This is a genomic window from Aliivibrio sp. S10_S31, from assembly GCF_014694495.1.
Classification (GTDB): Bacteria; Pseudomonadota; Gammaproteobacteria; order Enterobacterales; family Vibrionaceae; genus Aliivibrio; species Aliivibrio fischeri.
The window spans coordinates 252,664-274,184 of sequence record NZ_JAAUWR010000002.1 but is presented as its reverse complement, the minus strand read 5'-3'; the positions used below and the strand labels follow the sequence as shown (position 1 = coordinate 274,184).

Annotated in this window: 21 protein-coding genes; 7 read left to right on the top strand and 14 right to left on the bottom strand. The window is 39.1% G+C overall.

All coding sequences use genetic code 11. From position 1 onward, the window contains the following. Positions 1 to 50: 50 nt before the first annotated feature. From ureC to metN, 14 genes are all read right to left on the bottom strand, one after another. Entirely contained in the window at positions 51 to 1,754 is a 1,704-nt protein-coding gene (gene ureC / locus HC728_RS02790) for an urease subunit alpha (protein ID WP_005418031.1), read from the bottom strand. Further along, entirely contained in the window at positions 1,754 to 2,110 is a 357-nt protein-coding gene (locus tag HC728_RS02785) for an urease subunit beta (protein WP_005418033.1), read from the bottom strand. The genes ureC and HC728_RS02785 overlap by 1 nt, the downstream gene beginning before the upstream one ends. Positions 2,111 to 2,120: 10 nt before the next feature. Then, the gene (ureA, locus tag HC728_RS02780) at positions 2,121 to 2,423 is read right to left on the bottom strand and encodes an urease subunit gamma (RefSeq protein WP_005418034.1); all 303 of its coding nucleotides are present in this window, start codon (positions 2,421 to 2,423) and stop codon (positions 2,121 to 2,123) included. Between the two features lie 16 nt (positions 2,424 to 2,439). Then, on the bottom strand, positions 2,440 to 3,303 hold the full coding sequence (locus HC728_RS02775) for an urease accessory protein UreD (protein ID WP_065597207.1): 864 nt from the start codon (positions 3,301 to 3,303) through the stop codon (positions 2,440 to 2,442). Between the two features lie 369 nt (positions 3,304 to 3,672). Continuing rightward, positions 3,673 to 4,260, bottom strand: coding sequence for an ATP-binding cassette domain-containing protein (locus HC728_RS02770; protein ID WP_190395104.1), 588 nt, complete (start codon positions 4,258 to 4,260; stop codon positions 3,673 to 3,675). A 1-nt stretch (position 4,261) separates the two neighbouring features. Further along, positions 4,262 to 5,017: an ATP-binding cassette domain-containing protein gene (locus tag HC728_RS02765; RefSeq protein ID WP_190395103.1), complete on the bottom strand. Its 756-nt coding sequence runs from the start codon at positions 5,015 to 5,017 to the stop codon at positions 4,262 to 4,264. Continuing rightward, the gene (locus tag HC728_RS02760) at positions 4,989 to 5,771 is read right to left on the bottom strand and encodes an ABC transporter permease (RefSeq protein ID WP_005418038.1); all 783 of its coding nucleotides are present in this window, start codon (positions 5,769 to 5,771) and stop codon (positions 4,989 to 4,991) included. Before HC728_RS02760 ends, HC728_RS02765 begins: the two co-directional genes overlap by 29 nt. 18 nt (positions 5,772 to 5,789) lie before the next feature. Further along, a complete protein-coding gene (locus HC728_RS02755) occupies positions 5,790 to 6,773 on the bottom strand; it encodes an ABC transporter permease subunit (protein WP_190395102.1) in 984 nt (327 codons plus the stop codon). Then, on the bottom strand, positions 6,764 to 8,371 hold the full coding sequence (locus HC728_RS02750; RefSeq protein WP_235630875.1) for an ABC transporter substrate-binding protein: 1,608 nt from the start codon (positions 8,369 to 8,371) through the stop codon (positions 6,764 to 6,766). The genes HC728_RS02755 and HC728_RS02750 overlap by 10 nt, the downstream gene beginning before the upstream one ends. 440 nt (positions 8,372 to 8,811) lie before the next feature. After that, complete coding sequence (locus HC728_RS02745; protein ID WP_065621591.1) at positions 8,812 to 10,527, bottom strand: proline--tRNA ligase; 1,716 nt, start codon at positions 10,525 to 10,527, stop codon at positions 8,812 to 8,814. A 148-nt stretch (positions 10,528 to 10,675) separates the two neighbouring features. Beyond that, positions 10,676 to 11,389 (bottom strand): tRNA (N6-threonylcarbamoyladenosine(37)-N6)-methyltransferase TrmO, encoded by a 714-nt coding sequence (gene tsaA, locus HC728_RS02740; protein WP_065597202.1) that lies wholly within the window; start codon positions 11,387 to 11,389, stop codon positions 10,676 to 10,678. Between the two features lie 79 nt (positions 11,390 to 11,468). Then, on the bottom strand, positions 11,469 to 12,278 hold the full coding sequence (gene metQ / locus HC728_RS02735; RefSeq protein ID WP_065597201.1) for a methionine ABC transporter substrate-binding lipoprotein MetQ: 810 nt from the start codon (positions 12,276 to 12,278) through the stop codon (positions 11,469 to 11,471). 38 nt (positions 12,279 to 12,316) lie between these two features. After that, complete coding sequence (locus HC728_RS02730; RefSeq protein WP_065597200.1) at positions 12,317 to 12,994, bottom strand: methionine ABC transporter permease; 678 nt, start codon at positions 12,992 to 12,994, stop codon at positions 12,317 to 12,319. Beyond that, entirely contained in the window at positions 12,984 to 14,018 is a 1,035-nt protein-coding gene (metN, locus tag HC728_RS02725) for a methionine ABC transporter ATP-binding protein MetN (protein WP_065597199.1), read from the bottom strand. The genes HC728_RS02730 and metN overlap by 11 nt, the downstream gene beginning before the upstream one ends. Positions 14,019 to 14,241: 223 nt before the next feature. Here metN and gmhB point away from each other — a divergent pair, with 223 nt between their 5' ends. The 7 genes from gmhB (at position 14,242) to HC728_RS02690 (ending at position 21,482) form a co-directional block, all read left to right on the top strand. After that, entirely contained in the window at positions 14,242 to 14,793 is a 552-nt protein-coding gene (gmhB, locus tag HC728_RS02720) for a D-glycero-beta-D-manno-heptose 1,7-bisphosphate 7-phosphatase (protein ID WP_054776033.1), read from the top strand. A 215-nt stretch (positions 14,794 to 15,008) separates the two neighbouring features. Further along, a complete protein-coding gene (locus tag HC728_RS02715) occupies positions 15,009 to 15,176 on the top strand; it encodes a hypothetical protein (protein ID WP_012533973.1) in 168 nt (55 codons plus the stop codon). 293 nt (positions 15,177 to 15,469) lie between these two features. Further along, positions 15,470 to 16,498 (top strand): ABC transporter permease subunit, encoded by a 1,029-nt coding sequence (locus HC728_RS02710; protein WP_005418068.1) that lies wholly within the window; start codon positions 15,470 to 15,472, stop codon positions 16,496 to 16,498. A 2-nt stretch (positions 16,499 to 16,500) separates the two neighbouring features. Continuing rightward, positions 16,501 to 17,553, top strand: a complete 1,053-nt coding sequence (locus HC728_RS02705) for an ABC transporter permease (RefSeq protein WP_017018605.1) — start codon at positions 16,501 to 16,503, stop codon at positions 17,551 to 17,553. Positions 17,554 to 17,586: 33 nt separating this feature from the next. Further along, complete coding sequence (locus HC728_RS02700; protein ID WP_190395101.1) at positions 17,587 to 19,425, top strand: extracellular solute-binding protein; 1,839 nt, start codon at positions 17,587 to 17,589, stop codon at positions 19,423 to 19,425. An 87-nt stretch (positions 19,426 to 19,512) separates the two neighbouring features. Beyond that, positions 19,513 to 20,517 (top strand): ABC transporter ATP-binding protein, encoded by a 1,005-nt coding sequence (locus tag HC728_RS02695; RefSeq protein ID WP_017018603.1) that lies wholly within the window; start codon positions 19,513 to 19,515, stop codon positions 20,515 to 20,517. Beyond that, a complete protein-coding gene (locus HC728_RS02690) occupies positions 20,514 to 21,482 on the top strand; it encodes an ABC transporter ATP-binding protein (RefSeq protein ID WP_017018602.1) in 969 nt (322 codons plus the stop codon). Before HC728_RS02695 ends, HC728_RS02690 begins: the two co-directional genes overlap by 4 nt. Positions 21,483 to 21,521 lie beyond the last annotated feature (39 nt).

Here is a 21,521-nt window from a genome sequence, read left to right as displayed (position 1 = left end):
CTAAAAAGTGCCCCGCCGGTAAATAGGTAGAAAACCAGTGAGGCAGGGGGTTAGAATAAGAAATAACGTTGTGCCATTGGTAGCTCTGTAGCTGGTTCGCATACAAGAGGAACGCCATCGGCTTTTACTTCATAAGTTTGACTGTCTAGTTCAATGTTTGGTGTATAGCTGTTATGAATCATCGATTTTTTCGAGATATTACGACACCCTTTTACTTCACCAATTTGGCTTTGTAGATTCAACTTCTCAGGCACACCCGCTTCGATGCTTGCTTGAGATAGGAAGAGCATTGAAGACTTGAATTTCGCTTTACCGTAACAGGCGAACATTGGACGATAATGTACAGGCTGTGGTGTTGGGATTGCCGCATTAATGTCTCCCATTGGGGCGTAAGCGACTAAACCACTTTTCATTACAAGCGCCGGTTTTACACCAAAAAATGCTGGATTCCATAATACTAAATCAGCCAGTTTGCCTTTTTCAACAGAGCCAACTTCGTGTGAAATACCATGAGCAATCGCTGGGTTGATGGTGTATTTAGCTACGTAACGCTTAATTCGTTCGTTATCGTTATGCTCGTTATCACCTTCTAAAATGCCACGTTGAAGTTTCATTTTATTCGCACATTGCCAAGTACGAATGATCACTTCACCTACGCGGCCCATTGCTTGTGAGTCCGATGACATCACAGAAATTGCCCCCATATCATGAAGAATATCTTCAGCAGCAATGGTTTCACGGCGAATACGAGATTCAGCAAAAGCCACATCTTCTGGAATAGAAGGATCTAAGTGGTGGCAGACCATCAACATATCCAAATGTTCATCAACGGTATTGATGGTGTATGGCATGGTTGGATTGGTTGATGCTGGTAAAATATTAGGCTCGCCCACAGACTTAATCACATCTGGAGCGTGACCGCCGCCAGCACCTTCTGTGTGGAATACGTGAATAACACGATCGCCAATGGCTTTAACGGTTTCTTCGTAAAAACCCCCCTCATTTAAAGTGTCTGAGTGAATGGCAATTTGAATGTCCATTTCATCAGCCACGTTTAAACAGTTATGAATAGCCGCAGGGGTTGCGCCCCAGTCTTCATGGATTTTTAGTCCCATTGCACCGGCTTCAATTTGTTCACGTAGTGCTTCAGGTTTACTTACGCAGCCTTTACCAAATAGACCAACGTTAATAGGTAAGTCATCAACCGCTTCTAACATGCGGTGTATATTCCAAATACCCGGCGTTACCGTGGTTGCGTTGGTACCTGCTACTGGGCCTGTTCCACCGCCAATAAAGGTAGTTACGCCAGAAGTTAAACCTTCTTCAGCTTGTTGAGGACAGATAAAATGAATATGCGTATCAACACCGCCAGCGGTAATTATTTTACCTTCACCAGCCACAACTTCGGTTGCAGGGCCAACAACGATATCGACATTCGGTTGAACATCAGGATTGCCCGCTTTACCAATACCAAAGATACGACCATCTTTAATACCGATATCCGCTTTAACAATACCCCAGTGATCGAGAATTAATGCGTTGGTAATAACCACATCAACGCATTCACTATTAACCACTTGGCTTTGACCCATGCCATCACGGATCACTTTACCGCCGCCGAATTTCACTTCTTCGCCGTAGGTTGTAAAATCTTTTTCTACTTCTAAAAACAGTTCAGTATCAGCTAGACGAAGGCGATCGCCTGTTGTCGGTCCAAACATATTGGCATAAGCCGTACGAGAAATATGTGCCATTACTTCACCTCTTTATCGTCAGAAATTGTTGCAGTGATGTGCTCATCGACATTACCCATGATGGCGGCTTGGAAACCGTAGATTTCACGTTTTCCTGCAAATTCAACCAGTTCGATGGTGCGACGTTGGCCGGGTTCAAAACGAATCGCCATTCCTGCAGGGATATTTAAACGGAAGCCTTTGGTTGGCTCACGATCGAAATGAAGCGCTTCATTGACTTCATAAAAGTGATAATGAGAGCCAACTTGAATAGGGCGGTCACCATAATTAGCGACAGAAAGCGTTTGTGTTGTTCGACCTACGTTCAATTCGATTTGACCAAGGTCATCATTCACTCTTAATTCTCCAGGGATCATGATTTTCTCCTTAAACAATTGGTTCATGAATTGAAACAAGCTTGGTGCCGTCAGGGAAAGTACATTCCACTTGAACATCAGGGATCATTTCTGGTACGCCTTCCATCACATCATCAGCGGTTAAAATGGTACGACCGTAGTTCATAAGATCAGCTACTGTGCGACCATCACGAGCACCTTCCATAATCTCAAAGCAAATTAAAGCCACAGCTTCTGGATAATTCAGTTTTAGTCCGCGGGCTTTACGTCTTTCAGCTATCATGCCAGCAGAGGCAAGCAGCAGTTTGTCTTTTTCTCTTGGTGTTAATTCCATAGCGATTCCAACTTAATTATGTAGCCCAGATTCGTGGGACTTCGGGTAATTTTCCTAACCAATGTTGGCGAGTGTGCTGCCATAAGGTGCTAAAGCACGCCATCATAGGTTCTGTTTGGTGACCTAAATAACGAATAACCAATAAGCCATCAATCTCAGTAATCCCACAAATAGGGTTGCTACTGCCAAATAACTCAGGTTGTTCATGGAAATTTTCATCAATCAGTGTTCTTAATTTTTCTTCTAGTGCTTCTGACGCGGGGTAAATATAAAGGTTGCCAAGCATGGGATAGTGCCTCATGCCTGCGGCGTGTTTTATTTCATCAATTGAATCAATGTACATAGACTCAGAAAGCAGCAGTTGATCATCTACTTTGATATTGGTTCTGCCAGTAACAAATCCATTTTCAAATATTTCATTCAGAACAGGGCGACCAAAACAGTTCATCTCCCATCCAATAAAATGCGCATTCTTATGAAGCTCAACTTGAGTTTTTAATTGGGCCTGACTATCAGGAAAGAAGATATTTTCTTGAGGTAACCACTCTAAAAATCCATCACTTTCAACCGTGAGGTTTTGTGTTTGTGAAGAGATAGCGCCAGAGCTGCGATAAAACTTAGTCGCACCGGGTGTGGTTAAAAGTGAGTGAGCCTGTGGTGATACATGAATATTGATATTTAATTGATCCCCACCGACTACGCCACCGGGAGGGTGAAGTAGATAGGTATGGGCGACACCGGTTTCAGGATAAAAAGGGCGCTGCACCATTAAAGGGCCAACTTGCTCACGATGAACCAACTTGGTATTTGTCCCTCTTTTTTCATAGAAAAGGGAAATATCAGCTAACCAACCTGAAGATGATGTATTTATTTTTGGCATAACTAACCCTGCCGATATAGCATATTTCTTGAAGAAGAAAGAATGAAAATAAATAGCGTACGCCTCCAGTTTAAAACTAGAGAAATAAGTATTCTGAATAAATTTTAATTGCCTAAATCTAGGCAGTGTCGAGTGAATTACTCTGGTTTAAATTAAAGAGAATTTATTTTGTGTAAACATGAATATGAATAAATAAATTGTCTTTAGATAAGATGTTTTGAACGATTTACCCTGCGGATATTAATCCTATAATTTGTACTTGGCAATAGATAAATAACGAAAAAATGCACTTTTTTAACTCGTTTTTTTTATTCAAAATAAAAAGAAAATTTGTTCTTTTATTTGATAGAAATAACAGAAGACTTCTTCTTAATTTATAGTAACTATTTTTTTACAAATGGAATTGAGTAAGTGTTTTTCGTGTGAAATAACTAAGAGCCCTAGATTTCTCTTTTCTTGTAAAATCAATAACTGCTTCCAAATGGTTTGTTGAGTTATAGAATCAAGTTGAGCGGTGATTTCATCGCATAATAAATACTGAGTACTAGGTGTAAGAGCACGAAGTAAAGCTAAGCGCTGCAACTGTCCACCTGATAATTCCGTAGGCAAACGAGTTAACCATTGTTTATCAATCTCAAACTGTTGTAGAAGGGGTTCAACGTCATGTTCTTGAAAGCTTTCTTTTAGTGATTTAAGTATGTGCCATTTAGGGTTAAAAGCCAGCTCAGGATGTTGACCAACCCATTGAACAGGGTTAGGTGTTTTTTTTCCATAGACAGGAACGTTAAGTTCTCCCGTTTTTGGTTTGATAAATCCCGCTAATAGCATCGCAAGAGTAGATTTACCAGAGCCACTTACTCCATTCAATCCAAGTATTTCTCCTTTATGGAGCCTGATATTGGGTAGTGAGAGTGTTTTTTCTTGATATTCAACAGTCGCATTAGTTAAAGAAATCATATTAATTCCAGTTCTTTGGTAGTGCATGCCACAATGCTTGGCTATATGCGTTACTTTCGCCATTAATAATATGACTTGGCGTAGTGTGCTCAATAGATGCGGTATCTTCATCATCATTATTGTTTTTTAGAACCAATATATGATCCGCAATATCAATGATATGAGATAAATCATGACTAACGATAATGATTGTTTTTCCATCTTTATGAGCAAGATGCTGGTAATGTTGAAAGAGGGGAGCGCTGTATTCGTCATTAATCCCACAGCTTGGTTCATCAGCAATTAAAATACCTGGTTGCTGAATAAAAGCTAACGCGGAAAGTACTCGCTTTGCCATTCCACCAGATAATTGGTGTGGGTAGAGCTCTGCCACGGAAAAAGGCAGTTGTGCATGAGTTAACGCTTCACGGACCTTGTCTTTATTCTTATGAGTAAACCATGAGTTTTTCGGAATAAATTGTGATAGTTGTCGGCCAATTTTGGTCGTAGGGTTTAATGCATTACGACTTTGAGCAGCCAAAGCTAACCGTGTCCCTGATGCTATATTGATTTTTCCGGATAGTTCAAATTCAGAAGGCAGTGCATGCATGATGGCATTAATTAATGTGCTTTTTCCACTGCCACTTGATCCTATAATACCGAGTATTTCCCCTTGTTTTAAAGATAATGATAGCTTGGAAAACAAAGGTAGTGTCTTTGTTTTTAATCTTATCTCTATGCCTTTTAATTCAAGCATTATGCTGCTTTGATTTTTCATAAGATTTTCCAATTGATATTAATAGCAGTGAGCTTATTACTAGCATAATCCCCGGAAATAGAGCGAGCCACCACTGTCCACTGAGTAGGTATTGGCTGGCTTCTGATAGCATACCGCCCATAGAGGGTGTTGAGGGTTCTATACCAAAACCTAAAAAAGTGAGGCCAGCACCATGAACCAAGGCTTGGGGGTATAGCATAAGCATACCTATTAGCATTTGAGGTAAAATATGCGGAGTAATATGTACGGCATAAGTGTGTATTTTTGAATAGCCAAATGATAACGAATGTAGGACATATGGTTTTTGTCTAAGTTGTTCAATTTCAATTTTTAATAGGCGAGTTAGCTTTGGCCAGTGACTTAATGTAATTGCTATAACTAATCCTTCAAAACCCCCACCAACTAACACAGATAATACGATCATCACTAGGATATGTGGGAGTGAACTCCATACATCGACCATAAGATTAATTAAGTTATTGAAAGTGTTGTTAATGTTTCCAATTAGCGCGAAACACAATGAAAGTAATGCACATAAAATAGAAGAGAGTCCTCCCATAGCAAGACTAAACAGTAATGCTTTTAGTGTGCGGCTAAATACATCTCGACCAAGCCAATCGGTGCCGAACCATTCATGTACATTAGGGGCGATATTTCGATTGAATAAATCAATGGATTCGCCATTATTTTGCCAAGTAATCGAAATCAAAATTAATAAGCAAAATAATAATAAAGGAAGGTGCTTTTTAAGCATGGGATATCTCCTTTAAAATTAAAACGATGTCGATAAAGAGAGTCGTTTACTTAATAGTGATGCTGTTGCATTACCAACAAAAACAAACACAGCACAACATAAGGTGATACCGAACAATAATGGAGTATCACCACTTAAGCCTGCTTGCACTAAGGTTTGACCTATACCAGGAAAGTTAAACACCGTTTCAATAATGACAGATCCACTAAATAACTCAGAGAATCCCGCGAGTTGAATAACAATTGCCGGTATTAAGGTGTTTCTTAATAGATGGAAACGAACAACCGATAATGTTGATAACCCATGAATTCGAGCGTATTGCACATGTTGGCTCTGGATAACATCAATCACTTTCTCTTTGGTATGTAAAATGATAGGAGCAATCAAACCCAGAATTAACGTGGTTAATGGCAAAATGAAATAAGGTATTTTGTCATAAAAAGAGGTTGTTTCTGGCGATACTCCAATAGGTGATATTCCTCCTATTGGCAACCAGACCAGTTTAATTGCAAAGATTGTAATTAGAATCAAGCCAATCCAAAAGCTTGGAATAGCGTTAACCATTAACGCTAATTGGGTGATGATCTTACTTAATATAGTGTTGGGTTTTAATCCAAGAAACAACCCAATGCTGTAACCAAAAATTAAGGCAAGCAGACTCGCACTACTCATTAAAATAATAGAGTAACGACTGCGCTGCCAAATGATTTGGCTAACTTCTTCTTGGCGATGGTAAGAGTACCCTAGATCTCCAGAGAATAAGGCGTGACCAAATGTCATTATTTGCTCAAGAATGGATTGATTTAATCCAAGTCGCTCTATTAACTGCGTTTTTTGTTCGCCAAATACTGCAAGGACATTACCATTAAAATATTGAGCAATAGGATCGATAGGGAGAAACGCAATCAATACACTAATAATGAATAGAGCCAAGCAAAGTTGCAGTAGTAAACGTGTGATACTAAAGCAAACAATGCGAGGATGATGAGTATTTATTGACACTGCCAACGCCACTCTTCGATATTTGCAGTTAATGGCCAACCGTGATCATGAGGCTCTGTAATTGGCTGCGCTAAATCCAAACATTTGTCAGCCATATATAGATGGTTAATATTAACTAACCATGTCCAAGGGCGATCTTGTTGTATTTGTTTTTGAGCTTGTTGCCAAAAAGGAATAGATTCATCCCAAGTGTCAGCTTTTAATGCGTTATCAATAGCTAGATCGACTTGTGGGTTACTGTAACCACCAGAGTTGTAGAAATCGGTATGTGCGAAATCAGAGTGATAAACATAATTCACTTCACTGGCTGAATGACTGCCAAATCCCATAAGAACAGGCGTGGTTGTCATTTGGAGAGCAATGGCGTTCCACTCAAGTCCTTTAACTGTCACTTTTATGCCAATTTTATCTGCCATAGAGCTAATAGCTAAAGCCAGTTGCTCTCTTACGCTATCTCCAGCCTTATAAAGAAGAGTAAAAGAGGCTTCATAGCCTTGTTTATCGATAATGCCGTTATTATTAGTATCACTCCATCCTGCTTGTTTTAGCAGTGTTTCGATATGAGCTAAATTTATTGGCGTTGGAATTATAGAGGAGGTATCTAATCCCCACGGCATATTATCAGCAATTGAGTAGGCTGGCGTTGCATAACCATCCAGTAGTTTTTCAACGATTAATTGCTTATCAATAAGACATTCGAAGGCTTCACGTATTGCTGGATCAGAGCTTACATACGTCATATCTGATCCTTCATGATAATTCATTGGCCAAACAATACCACGGTTATCCAGTGTTGGTACTGACCATAGCTTGTAATCGCCAATGCTTTGATTGGCGTAACGTTGTGGAATGACGCTTAAGTGAAGTTGATGTGTTTTTAATTGAATAAAGCGAGAATCTTCGTTTCCAAACACGGCAATGATGTTATTAAACTTTGGTTTTTTAGCATAATAATAAGGATTTAAGCTCATACTAACGTATTGGCCTTTTTCCCATTTATTGAGAATGTAAGGGCCTGATCCCATAGGCAAGGAACCGTACTTTATCGCACTGTCACTACGTAGTTGGTAATATTTTTTTGGAACGATACCAATAGAAGATAAGCGATCTAAGAAGGTAATATCACAACGCTTTAAATGAAAAGCAACAGAGGTTGGCGTTAATGGTTCGGCCATTTCTAATGCACTTAAATCATGGGTACTGCCTTGAGCTAAGATTTGGTTGTAGGTAAATGCAACATCTTCAGCTGTAAGCGGTGCTCCGTTACTAAAAAGCACATCATCACGAAGGGTGACGATCCAAGTTAATTTGTTGTTCGTTAGACGCCATTCCGTTGCTAAATCGCCAACAAAATTTAAGTCTTTATCTCTTTTTAATAGAGTCGATTGGAATAGTGGATTACCGTATTTTCCCCAACCAAGAATAGGATCAAATCCCGTTGTTGGTTCGTTACCAAGAGCCACTTTTAAGGTTTCTGGGTATTTAGAAGGGGATGCTGTCGCTAGCGTAACAAAGCTTGTCATCGTTAGTAAGGTACAAATAAATAGAGAAAGAATACGTGTTTTTTTTCTATTCATTTTATTCAGTAATGTATTCACAACTTTTTTCCAATATAAAAGAAGTAGTGCAGGTAAATGAGAGAATGCATTTACGAACTGCATTAGAAATTAAGTGGCGATCTAAACTCATCATTCGAATATAACGATTGTGATTCGGTTATATTTGAGGCAGTACAAAGCACCTTAATAAAAAGGTAATTACTCATTAGCAATTAAAGCACTAAATACGTATAGATTGATGATAAATAATATCAGATCGAGTGTGATGGTATTAACAAGTAGAGAGTTAAACGCATCGGTATATAAAAAATTGCAAGCCGTAGAACAACGGTAAAAATAGAGAGCAATTTTGTTGCAGCGGATTCTATCAGTAGATTTAAAGTAATCAAGAAATAAATCAATGAAAGTAAAATTATTTCATTGATATAAAAAAGGCTAAGTAAATCTACTTAGCCTTTGGTATTTAATGCTGTGTGAAATTAGCTTAATTGCGCTTTAATGTGCTCAACAATGTTTGCCATTTCAACCGCTTCTTTCGTGTTTGCACGACGGTTCTTATACTCGAAGTTACCTTCATCCATGCTACGATCGCCAATAACAATAGTATGTGGAATACCGATAAGCTCGATGTCTTTAAACATAACACCTGGGCGTTCTTTACGGTCATCGAATAGAACTTCGATACCCATTGCTGTTAATTCAGCATACAGTTTTTCAGCAGCTTCTTTAACACGCTCAGATTTGTGCATGTTCATAGGAACGATAGCAACAGTAAATGGTGCAATCGCTTCTGGCCATACAATGCCGTATTCGTCGTTGTTTTGTTCGATAGCTGATGCAACAACACGTGATACACCGATACCGTAACAACCCATTTCTAGAATTACGTTCTTACCGTTTGCATCTAGAACGCCACAGTTCATTGCTTCTGAGTAAGCTGTACCTAATTGGAAGATGTGACCAACCTCGATACCACGTTTCAGTTGTAGTGTACCTTTACCACATGGGCTTGGGTCACCTTCAACAACGTTACGTAAATCTTCAACTTGACCAAGTTGTACATCACGTTCCCAGTTAACACCAAAGAAGTGTTTACCATCAATGTTTGCACCAGTACCAAAATCACTCATTACAGCAACTGAACGGTCAACAATGAATGGAAGTTCTAGGCCAACAGGGCCAAGAGAACCAGCACCAGCACCGATTAGGTCACGAAGTTGTGCTTCGTCAGCCATTTCTAGTGGAGAAGCAACTTGTGGAAGGTTTTCAGCTTTAACTTCGTTAAGCTCGTGATCACCACGGATGATAAGTGCGATGATATCTGCATCAACTTCATCTGATGCTTTAACAAACAGTGTTTTTACTGTTTTTTCAATTGCGATACCGTGTTGTTCAACCAATTCTGCGATAGTTTTCGCATTTGGAGTATCAACGGTTGTCATCTCTTGAGTAGGAGCAGCACGTTCTGTTGTTGGTGCTACGGCTTCTGCTTTTTCGATGTTTGCTGCGTAATCAGATTCTGTTGAGAATGCGATTAAATCTTCGCCGCTTTCAGCAAGTACGTGGAACTCTTGAGAACCACTACCACCAATTGCGCCTGAGTCAGCTAGTACTGGACGGTATTCAAGACCCATACGGTCGAATGCTTTACAGTATGCATCGTGCATTGCATCGTAAGACTTTTGTAGGCCTTCTTTGTCGATGTCAAAGCTGTATGCATCCATCATGCAGAATTCACGAGCACGCATTACGCCAAAACGTGGACGACGTTCGTCACGGAATTTAGTTTGAATTTGGTACAGGTTTAGCGGAAGTTGTTTGTAAGAGCTAACTTCGTTACGAACAAGGCTAGTGATAACTTCTTCAGCTGTTGGACTAAGTACAAACGGACGAACATGACGGTCAGTAAAACGAAGTAGTTCAGGGCCCATTTTTTCTGAGCGGCCTGTTTCTTCCCAAAGTTCAAATGGTTGAACTACGGGCATCAATGTTTCGATTGCACCTGCATTGTCGATCTCTTGACGAACGATGTTTTCGACTTTACGCAGTACACGTAGACCAGTAGGTAGCCAAGTATATAAACCTGAAGCCAGTCTACGAATCATACCTGCACGTAGCATAAGCTGGTGGCTTACTACTTCTGCGTCGTTTGGAGTCTCCTTCAGTGTTGAAAGAAGGTATTTGCTAGTGCGCATGTTTTCATCCATTTGTTAGTTATGAATATTGGAATAGCTCGATTTAAACAGTTAAACCGAGAGTTCAACCTTAGTATAGAGTCTGTTCTCTTAAGAATGGGCTCAAATCTAAAATTAAGCCCTATATAATATCAGCCCTAAAGCGATCTCAAAAGCGATCAATTGCAGTAACTGTAATAGAATTGCTTTCAACAAGGAATTTTACGTTTAAATCAAACAAATTTACGGCGTATTCTTTGTTATCGACTTTTCCTTTTTTATAAGCTGGACGAGGATCTTGTCCTAGTACTTCTTTGATCACCGCCTCTATCTCTCTTCTTTGTGGGTGAGAACTCAGTGATTTTTGTGCATCGATGGATAAAAACACATTCAACACATCAGGTTCTTTATCGGCAAAACCGCCAAGGGCATCGGGAATTGAATCTGAATAGGGGATATAAGGCTTGATATCAATAATCGGCGTGTTATCCACTAAATCGACACTGCCCAATTCTAAATAGGTTTGATTACCTTCCTGGATAACTCCTTTTAGTTCAACAGCAGACATACCAATGCCATTTGGACGAAATGTGGCACGAGAAGCGAACACACCAATACGTTCATTTCCACCTAATCGTGGTGGACGAACTGTTGGTCTCCAGCCAGCTTCAAGGTTTTGATCAAATAGAAAAAGTAACCATAGGTGAGAGAATTGTTCGATGCCACGAATCGCTTCTGGTGAATTAGCCTCACCGACGAGTTTAATTCTTGATGTGGCACTTGGAGCCAAACGAGGTTGACGAGGTACCGCAAATTTTTCTTTATAAGGCGATTGAATAAAACCAATAGGGTCGATGTGATAAGTCATTAGGCCGTTTTTCATTATTAATATCTTCAGGCATTAAAAAAGGTTGACGCTCTCACGTCAACCTTTTGTGGAATAACTGGTTAAAAGAAGGAGATTACCAACCTTTAACTACGCCACCTTTAAAGATTTTAAATGCAGCTTGGTAAACCTCTTCTGATTGGTATGCTTTAACAAATGTTTTTACGTTTTCTGAATTAACGTTATCGTTACGAGCGACAATTAGGTTTACATATGGAGATTCTTTGTTTTCAACTAGAATGCCATCTTTTTCTGGTGTTAAATCAAGATTACTAGCATAAGTATTATTAATTATTGATAATGTTACATCATCAAGAGAGCGAGGAAGCTGTGCTGCATCTAATTCAACAATTTTTATGTTTTTAGGGTTAGTGGTAATATCACGAACCGTTGCTGTAAGGCCAGCATCTTCACGAAGAGTGATTAGTCCTTGTTGTTGAAGAAGAAGCAGAGAACGGCCTAAGTTTGTTGGGTCGTTTGGTACAGCAACACGGTCACCATCTTTAATTTGGTCAACTGATGTTATTTGTTTAGAATAGCCAGCTATTGGGTATATAAAGTAGCTACCAGCAATTTCAAATTTATAACCTCGGTCAGCAATTTGTTGATCGAGATATGGTTTGTGTTGGAATGCGTTTAGATCAATAGAGCCATCCTCTAATGCCGCGTTTGGTGTTACATAATCAGTAAATATAACTAATTCAACATCAAGGCCGTATTGCTCTTTTGCTACTTTAGCAGCTACTTCAGCCACTTGCGCTTCTGCTCCTGCGACTACACCCACTTTGATTGAGTTTGTTTTTGCTTCTTCTTGCCCACAACCTGTAAGGATAAGTGTTGATGCTAGGCCAGCAACAGCAGCCAGTTTTTTCAGATTCAATTTCATTATTTACTCCTTAAAAATGAATTCCATATTAAATAAAATTAACGGTGATCGACTTTTTTAACTAAAGCATCACCAACAGATTGAATGATTTGAACCAAAACAATCAGCATAACAACGGTCACTGCCATGATAGTTAAATCATAACGGTGGAAACCATATCGAATAGCAACATCACCTAAACCACCGCCGCCAACAGTACCTGCCATTGCAGAGTAGCTAACCAGAGTGACTAGTGTGATTGTAACTGAGTTTAAAATAGTTGGTAGTGCTTCTGGAAGCAGTACTTTTGTAATGATTTGCAGTGGTGTTGCGCCCATTGATTGTGCCGCTTCAACCAGACCACTTGGTACTTCGATTAACGCACCTTCAATTAAACGAGCAACAAATGGAATCGCCCCAATGGTTAGTGGAACGATAGCTGCTGTAGTGCCAATAAAGCTACCAACAATCAGTTTTGTTACAGGGATAATTGCAACCATTAAAACCAAGAAAGGTACAGAACGTCCTACGTTTACAATCGCACCAAGTACGCTATTAAACGCGGTGTTTTCCATTAGACCACCTTTTTTAGTGATATGAAGAACAACACCAAGAGGGATACCAATAGCAAAGCCAACGATACCAGCAACCGCAACCATATATAGGGTTTCGCCAGTTGCGTTTAATAATAACTTGCTGTTTAAATTAAGCCATGCAGAAATCACATCAAACGACATAACCTAACACCTCTACTTTTACATGATGATTACGTAAGAACTCAATTGCTTTTTGAGTTGATTCTTGATTACCAAATACTTCAGCAAGCATTAAACCAAATTTAACACCACCAGCGTAATCAATATCAGAGCTTAAGATACTAATATCAATATCAAATTCGCGAGATATTTGACTGATAACAGGAGCATCAACCGTTGAGCCTGTAAATTCTAAACGAATAAGAGGGTAACTACCTTCAACATAAGTATCTTTCAAACGGGCTTTGAAATCTTCAGGGATTGATAGATCTAATGTTGCACGAATAAATTCTTGAGCTAGTGCTGTTTTTGGATGCGCAAAAATGTCACTAACAGCTCCTTTCTCAACCAGTTCACCACCACCGATAATTGCTACTTCATGACAGATGTTTTTTACCACTTCCATTTCATGGGTAATGATAAGAATAGTAATGCTTAATTTACGGTTTAGATCTTTAATCAGTTCTAGAATTGATTTTGTTGTTGCAGGATCAAGGGCGCTAGTTGCTTCATCACACAGTAACACTTTTGGATCCGTTGAAAGTGCACGAGCGATAGCAACACGTTGTTTCTGACCACCACTAAGGTTTGCAGGATAAGTATGGTGTTTATCTGCTAAGCCAACTAAATCTAATAATTCAGTTACTTTCTTTTGAATTTCTTGTTTTGATTTACCAGCAAGCTCTAATGGTAAAGCAACGTTATCAAATACAGTTCGTGATGCTAAAAGGTTAAAGTGTTGGAAGATCATCCCAATATTACGACGAGCTTTACTTAACTCGCTAGAAGAGAGTTTCGTTAAATCTACGCCATCGACAATCACTTCACCATCAGTTGGTCTTTCTAACATGTTTACACAGCGTATCAGTGTGCTTTTCCCTGCACCCGATGAGCCAATCACACCAAAGATGGTGCCTTGAGCAATACGAAGATTAATATCTTTAAGAGCATTAATTTCCTTTGCTCCTTGATAAAAAATCTTATTAACACGGTTTATTTCAATCATGATTCGCCTTGAACTGCATTTCGTAAAAAGATAGTTAACAAAGGTTACAAAACCTGAGCAATCTCTCATTTTTTATGTTTTACTGATGCTATTTCGGATACTGATTTAAGTCAATAGATATTTTTACGTCTAGACGTCTAAACGCATAAAATAAGGTGTCAATAAGTAAAAAGCATGAGATAATTTTTAGTATTAATCGATTTGATTCATAGAGGGTGTCACCTTGTCCAAACCAGCGGTATTTATTGATAGAGATGGCGTGATCAACGTTGATCGCGGATATGTTCATAAACGCGATGATTTTGAATACATTGATGGTGTATTTGAGGCTACGAAAAAACTCAAAGAAATGGGTTACCTATTAGTATTGGTAACTAACCAATCAGGTATTGCTCGCGGTATGTTCACTGAAGATCAATTTGAAATCCTTACTGAGTGGATGGATTGGAACTTTGCTGATAATGGCGTTGACTTCGATGGTATTTATTACTGTCCTCACCACCCTGAAGCGACTGTTGAAAAATACAAAGAAGCATGTGACTGCCGTAAACCAAATCCGGGTATGTTGGTTTCTGCACAACGTTTCTTAGATATCGACATGGAAAATTCAATCATGATCGGTGATAAGAAAGAAGACATGATGGCAGCGCAAGCGGCTGGTGTTGGTACTCGTATTTTAGTTCGAACTGGTAAGCCAGTAACTGAAGAAGGTGAAGCATTAGCAACAACAGTTCTTGATAGTGTTGCGGATGTACCAAAGTTCTTGTCTGCTTAGCTAGATTCGTTAAAGAGAATATAAATGAAACGCCTATAGAGAAATCTGTGGGCGTTTTTTTATGTGTTAACAATGAATATGTTAGCGGACTTTTTCTTTCTGTCTTATTTTTAAGATGAGAAAAGTGTATCTTTATTAGGCAAATTTACCTAGAGTTGAGTATATAGATGGATTTTAAGTGATCTGATTAAGGATTACAGATGAAGGTGGTCGTTATGAATAAGCTTGATAAAGGTAAGAGTTTGCTTTTAGACAAAGAGCAACCGAAAGCATTATGCCATCAAAAAGCTCCTGTAGATGAAACGGTTAACACGTGGGATCTACTTACGGATGAACAACAACAAGATATACTTTCTCATTTAAGTGAAATTCCTTTTCAGTAACAACCTCGTTTAAAAATTCTCTTTTTATCAGTAGATAATTTAATCCAATGAGGATTAATTTGTGACACTTTCATAACAATTGTGTCAAAAACTCGCCTTTTACTTTCTAATCCCCGTGCTATTCTGCAAACTGTTAACTCAATTACATTATCGATGGTTGCCTTTGTAGTTACTTAACTATTGAACTAACTTAATAAAATTATTATAAAAATAAATACAGTTTGGGCTAGAAATATAGCCTAACTCGTATAACGACAAAGGAGTTTGTCGAAGGACATGGAGTACTGTCACGGATGATATCTTACCTACTTAGGCGACTTTTATTAGTTGTTCCTACCTTTATCGGTATTACTTTACTTATTTTTGCTCTTACTCGATTTGTTCCGGGTGGGCCAGTAGAGCGTATGTTGCTAAGTCTACAAATGCAGGGTGCTTCAGAAACGGGCGGCACAAGCAGTGTTACCGATGGTAATAACGCCTTATCGGAAGAGCAGATTGAAGAACTGAATGCTTTTTATGGCTTAGATAAGCCGGTGTTTGAAGCGTATTATGATTGGTTAACTAAGTTGGTTGTTTTAGATTTGGGTGAGTCCACTCGTTATTATGAACCTGTTTGGGACATGATAGCCGAACGTTTACCTGTTTCTCTCTTTTATGGAGGGATGACGTTTTTGCTCAGTTATCTCATATCCATTCCGCTTGGCTACTTAAAAGCGCTAAAACATGGTTCTATTCTAGATTCAACCTCCTCAATTGCCATCTTTGTTGGTTTTGCTTTACCCGGTTATGTCATTGGGGTCTTTTTGATTAGCTTGTTTAGTTATCAATTAGAGTGGTTTCCAATGGGCGGCTTTATTAGTGATGACTTTGATGATTTCGGTGCATTTGAACAAATCAAAGACATTATGTGGCATGCCATCCTTCCTCTATTTTGTTATTTGATTGGCGACTTTGCACTACTTACCATGACAATGAAAAATAATTTAATGGAGAACTTAGCGTCTGATTATGTTCGTACTGCCATTGCGAAAGGGTTGCCATTTAGAAAAGCAGTGCGTAAACACGCATTGCGTAATAGCTTAATTCCTGTTGCGAGTCATTTTGGTAATTCGCTGATGTTCTTTATGACGGGCTCATTCTTAATTGAGGTTATTTTTAATATTGATGGTATTGGGTTGCTTGGATACGAAGCCATTATGGAGCGTGATTACCCAGTGGTTATGGGGTTGTTTGCTATTAACGCCATGATGTTAATGATAGGCAATATTTTGTCTGATGTGTGTGTTGCTGTGGTGGATCCACGCGTGAAGTTTGGAGCCTAGTTATGACATTATCATTCAATTTAAGTCCATTAACGCAAAAGAAAATTCAGCGTTTTAAGGGGATCAAAAGAGGTTATTGGTCATTCTTAATTTTATCCGTTTTATTGGTCCTTTCTATTTTTGCCGAAGTGTTTGTAAATAGCCGTGCTTTATTGGTGAGTTATCAAGGTGAGTGGCATTTTCCAACTTATGGCGATGTGAAACCTGGAAATACCTTTGGTCTTGATTATGTCCATGAGACCAACTATCGAGATTTGAAAGTTAAATTTGAACAAGAGGGGAAAGGGAATTTCGTTATCATGCCCATTATTCCTTGGAACCCTTATGAACAGGATTTTTCAGGGGATTTTCCTCCTACTGAGCCCAGTTTTGAAGGACAACATTATTTAGGCACCGATACGATTGGTCGAGATATTGTGTCTCGCTTGGTTTATGGCTTTCGGATTGCTATGGGCTTTGCTTTAATTACTTTGGCAATATCTTACGCCATCGGTGTTTCTGTTGGTTGTGCAATGGGGTTCTTTGGTGGGAAGTTTGATTTGTTTTTTCAACGTTTTATCGAAATTTGGTCTATGGTGCCTTTCTTATATGTCATCATGATCTTAGTCTCCATCATGAAGCCCAGTTTTATGCTCTTTACCTTAATCAATGTCATGTTTGGCTGGATGGGGATGACATGGTATATGCGAACCATGACTTATAAAGAGAAAGCTCGGGAATACGTCATGGCCGCTAAAGCATTAGGTGCATCAAATACACGAATTTTGTTCCACCATATCTTACCAAATACCATGGTAATGATTGTTACCTTAGCGCCATTTACCATTGTCGCCAATATCACTGCTCTTACTGCTTTGGATTATTTGGGGCTAGGTTTAATGCCACCGACACCAAGTTGGGGTGAACTATTGCAACAAGGTAAATCAAATTTAGATTCACCATGGATAGCGAGCTCTGTTGTGACGGCAATTGTCACCGTATTAATCATGGTGACGTTTATTGGGGAAGGGATCCGTGAGGCGTTCGATCCGAAAAAACACACGAGATATGTTTAATACCAATCGGAAATAATAAGAAAGGAATCGATGATGAAAAAAGGACTGACAACATTAGCGGTATCAATCGCTGCATTATTCAGCTTTCAAACGTTATCTGCTGATTTACCCAACAATCTAGAGTGGGAAACGAATGATTCAGCACCGACATTTGCATCACCAAAAGCGACCTTTGGTGGGACGTTTCGAACCTATACATTGAGCTTTCCTCAAACGTTTCGAACGGTAGGGCCGGACTCTAATGGCACCTTTCGTTCGTGGATATTACAAGCCAACTTACCGCCATTAATGAAACACCCAAACACCAATGAATGGTTGCCAGGATTAGCGCAATCTTGGGCGTTTGGTGATGATAACAAAACCGTTTATTTTAAGTTAAATCCTAAAGCAACATGGAGTGATGGCAAACCAGTTACAGCAGACGACTATCAGTTTATGCTTAAACTAATGCGTTCAAAAGATATAGTTGCTCCTTGGTATAACGACTTTTTTACCAATGAAATTGCAGATGTGATCTCTTTTGATAAACATACGATAGCGGTGGTTTCTGCAAAAGCTCGTAACCGAGATGAATTAATTGAATATACAAACTTAATGCCGCGTCCTGCCCATTTTTATGGCAAGCCGAAAGTCGATAAAAATAACGACGGTATTGATGATAAGTTTGTTCGTAAATACAACTTCAAACCAGAGCCGGTGACTGGGCCTTATTACATAGACAAGATTAAAAAAGGCAAAAACATTGCGTTTAAACACGTCGGTGAGGATTGGTGGGGTTATGAAAATAAATACAATCAACACCGTTTTAATGTCGAAAAAATTAATATTAAAGTGATCCGTGATGCGGATATTGCCCTTAAACATTTTGAAAAAGGCAATTTAGATTCGTTTGATTTAGTGCGACCTGATTTGTGGCATGAGAAATCGGATGGTAAAAATTATCAGAATGGCTACATACAAAAAGCATGGGTATATAACCAAGCTGCGGTTGGAGCCGGGGGACTTTGGCTGAATACGGCAAAACCAATGCTAGATGATATTAATGTTCGTAAAGGCATTATGTTTTCGACCGACTTTGACATGATGATTGCTAAGGTTTTACGTAATGATTATTCACGTAAACCAAATGGTATGGGCTTTGGTCACCCGGGTTACGATAATACCGACATAAAAGCGCCTAAGTTTGATGCTAAAAAAGCCATTGAGTATTTTGAAAAGGCAGGGTTTAGCAAAGTAGGCTCTGACGGTATCCGTATCAATGATAAAGGGGAACGCTTGAGTTTTGCGGTTACCTATTCACAGCAGTCATTCACTCCTCGAGTTGCGGTATTAAAAGAACAGGCAAAATTAGCGGGTTTAGATTTTGAACTTAATCTGATTGATGGCTCTAGTATGTTTAAATACGTACTTGAGAAAAAACACGATATTTCTTTCCATAATATGGGGACGGGAGACATTCCTGCCTATTGGGAGTATTTCCATTCAGATAATGCCAATAAGCCACAAACCAATCATTTCACCAACTTCACATCACCAGAGTTAGATGGGTTGATCGACTCATTTAAAAGTGAATTCGACATTGAGAAAAAACGGGCGCTTTCTCGTGAGATCCAACAAGTGATTGCCGATGCGAATGTTATTGTGCCTGGTTATATGGTGCCTTACGCTCGTGCTGGTTTTTGGCGTTGGATGAAGTTACCAGAGCAAATGGCCACTAAGCAGACCGGTTATCTGTTTCACGGTTGGGGTTTTGCTCAAACCTTCAGTACGTTCTGGATTGATGAAGAGATAAAGAAAGAAACAAAAGCGGCAATGAAGTCGGGTAAAACGTTTGAACCCGTTACGATTATCGATGATACCTATAAATTATAGATATATCAGTACGTATTGATAGCCAGTAATAAAGACTAGGCGAGGGATCGCCTAGTGTAAATAATAATAAAAATAGCGAAGAAGCATATGGATAGAAATATTGTTTTATCGGTGGAAAATGTAGTCACTGAATTTCAAACGGATGAGGGAACGGTGAGGGTGCTTGATGGCGTCAGTTTTCAAGTTCCAAAAGGAAAAACCATTGGCATTGTTGGTGAATCGGGATGCGGAAAAAGCGTTACCTCAATGTCGATTATGGGGCTATTGCCTAAACCTTATGGCAATGTCGTCAGTGGGCGGATCTTGTATGGAGATACGGATTTAATTCAACTAAGCCCTGATAAATTATATGAAATGCGCGGTAACCGTATCTCAATGATTTTTCAAGATCCAATGACAGCACTTAATCCTGTTCATACCATAGGGAAACAAATTAATGAGGTGTTAGAACTTCATCGACCTGATCTCAATAAAAAACAGCGCCTTGCTTATTCTTTAGAAATGCTTGAAAAAGTGGGGATCCCATCGCCTGAATCACGTCTTCATGAATACCCTCATAATTTATCTGGTGGTATGCGTCAACGAGTCATGATAGCCATTGCCTTGGCTTGTGAGCCTGATATTTTGATTTGTGATGAGCCAACAACCGCATTGGATGTCACGATTCAAGCACAAATTTTAGAGTTAATGAAAAAGCTTCAAGATGAAACGGGTATGTCGATCATTTTTATTACTCACGATCTTGGTGTTGTCGCTGAAATTTGTGATGAAGTGGTCGTGATGTATGCAGGGCGTGTCGCCGAACAAGCGGGGATCTTTGAATTATTTGATAACCCTAAGCACCCCTATACACAAGGCTTGATGGCATCAATGCCGAGCTTACATTTAAAACCCAAAACTGAGCTGGATACCATTCCTGGAACCGTCCCTTCTTTAAATGAAATGCCAAGTGGCTGTCGTTTTTCTACTCGTTGTAAATATAAGCAAGACAAGTGCGATGTAGAAGTACCAGTAATGAATCAAGTCGGTGTGTTACATCAAGTAAGTTGTCATTTTAGTGAAGCATTAATCAGTAATGAGGAGGCAAAATGAGTGAATTATTACGAGTTGATGATCTGAAATTACACTTTTATTCGGGAAAAGGGATTTTTAATAAAGGTTACGTCGTTCATGCTGTTGATGGGGTCTCATTAAGTGTGAATAAGGGGGAAACCTTAGGTTTAGTTGGTGAGTCTGGTTGCGGTAAAAGTACGTTAGGCCGTAGTTTACTTAAATTATTTGAACCAACAGCAGGACGTATCTTTTTTGAAGGAAAAGACATTACCCATTTGGGCAATAAAGAGATGCGTTCATTGCGCCAAGAAATGCAGATTATTTTTCAAGACCCAACCGAATCATTAAACCCTCGTCATACCATCGAAATGATCTTAGAAGAACCGTTTGTTATTCATGATGTAGGAACAAAAGAAGAGCGAAAGCAATGGGTCGAAGAGTTACTGATTAAAGTAGGATTACCACCAAGTGCTGCTACTCGATATCCTCATGAGTTTTCTGGTGGACAAAAACAACGTATTGGTATCGCTAGGGCAATAGCATTAAAACCTAAATTAATTGTGTGTGATGAATCGGTTTCTGCATTAGATGTTTCTGTTCAGGCGCAAATCGTTAACTTATTACTCGATTTACAAAAAGAGATGAATTTGGCGTTAATTTTTATTGCTCATGACTTATCGGTGGTCAAGCACATCTCAGATAAAGTGGCGGTGATGTATCTGGGTAAAATTGTTGAGTATGGGGATTCAGAGACGCTTTATCATTCACCTAAACACCCTTATACCAAGGCACTATTATCCGCTATTCCTGTATCTCATCCTAAATTTAGAGGGAAAGAAAGGATTATATTAAAAGGCGATGTACCTTCTCCAATTAATCCACCAAAGGGGTGTCGTTTTTCAACTCGTTGTCCAAAAGCGGAAGAAGCGTGTTTTCGTGATGAGCCCAAAAGACAATTGCTTGATAATAATGCGCATGAAGTGGCTTGCCATTTATATAAATAAATATCTTTTTTGAAACATCTTAATGGCTCTGTTTTATCC

Bases quoted from the DNA above. Each gene is read 5' to 3' on its own strand.
- HC728_RS02715 (WP_012533973.1), top strand. From the start codon at position 15,009: ATGAATAAGCTTGATAAAGGTAAGAGTTTGCTTTTAGACAAAGAGCAA.
- HC728_RS02695 (WP_017018603.1), top strand. From the start codon at position 19,513: ATGGATAGAAATATTGTTTTATCGGTGGAAAATGTAGTCACTGAATTT.
- metN (WP_065597199.1), bottom strand. From the start codon at position 14,018: ATGATTGAAATAAACCGTGTTAATAAGATTTTTTATCAAGGAGCAAAG.
- HC728_RS02710 (WP_005418068.1), top strand. From the start codon at position 15,470: ATGATATCTTACCTACTTAGGCGACTTTTATTAGTTGTTCCTACCTTT.
- HC728_RS02730 (WP_065597200.1), bottom strand. From the start codon at position 12,994: ATGTCGTTTGATGTGATTTCTGCATGGCTTAATTTAAACAGCAAGTTA.
- HC728_RS02760 (WP_005418038.1), bottom strand. From the start codon at position 5,771: ATGCTTAAAAAGCACCTTCCTTTATTATTATTTTGCTTATTAATTTTG.
- HC728_RS02785 (WP_005418033.1), bottom strand. From the start codon at position 2,110: ATGATCCCTGGAGAATTAAGAGTGAATGATGACCTTGGTCAAATCGAA.
- ureA (WP_005418034.1), bottom strand. From the start codon at position 2,423: ATGGAATTAACACCAAGAGAAAAAGACAAACTGCTGCTTGCCTCTGCT.
- HC728_RS02775 (WP_065597207.1), bottom strand. From the start codon at position 3,303: ATGCCAAAAATAAATACATCATCTTCAGGTTGGTTAGCTGATATTTCC.
- HC728_RS02705 (WP_017018605.1), top strand. From the start codon at position 16,501: ATGACATTATCATTCAATTTAAGTCCATTAACGCAAAAGAAAATTCAG.
- tsaA (WP_065597202.1), bottom strand. From the start codon at position 11,389: ATGAAAAACGGCCTAATGACTTATCACATCGACCCTATTGGTTTTATT.
- HC728_RS02765 (WP_190395103.1), bottom strand. From the start codon at position 5,017: ATGAAAAATCAAAGCAGCATAATGCTTGAATTAAAAGGCATAGAGATA.
- HC728_RS02690 (WP_017018602.1), top strand. From the start codon at position 20,514: ATGAGTGAATTATTACGAGTTGATGATCTGAAATTACACTTTTATTCG.
- HC728_RS02700 (WP_190395101.1), top strand. From the start codon at position 17,587: ATGAAAAAAGGACTGACAACATTAGCGGTATCAATCGCTGCATTATTC.
- HC728_RS02745 (WP_065621591.1), bottom strand. From the start codon at position 10,527: ATGCGCACTAGCAAATACCTTCTTTCAACACTGAAGGAGACTCCAAAC.
- ureC (WP_005418031.1), bottom strand. From the start codon at position 1,754: ATGGCACATATTTCTCGTACGGCTTATGCCAATATGTTTGGACCGACA.
- metQ (WP_065597201.1), bottom strand. From the start codon at position 12,278: ATGAAATTGAATCTGAAAAAACTGGCTGCTGTTGCTGGCCTAGCATCA.
- HC728_RS02770 (WP_190395104.1), bottom strand. From the start codon at position 4,260: ATGATTTCTTTAACTAATGCGACTGTTGAATATCAAGAAAAAACACTC.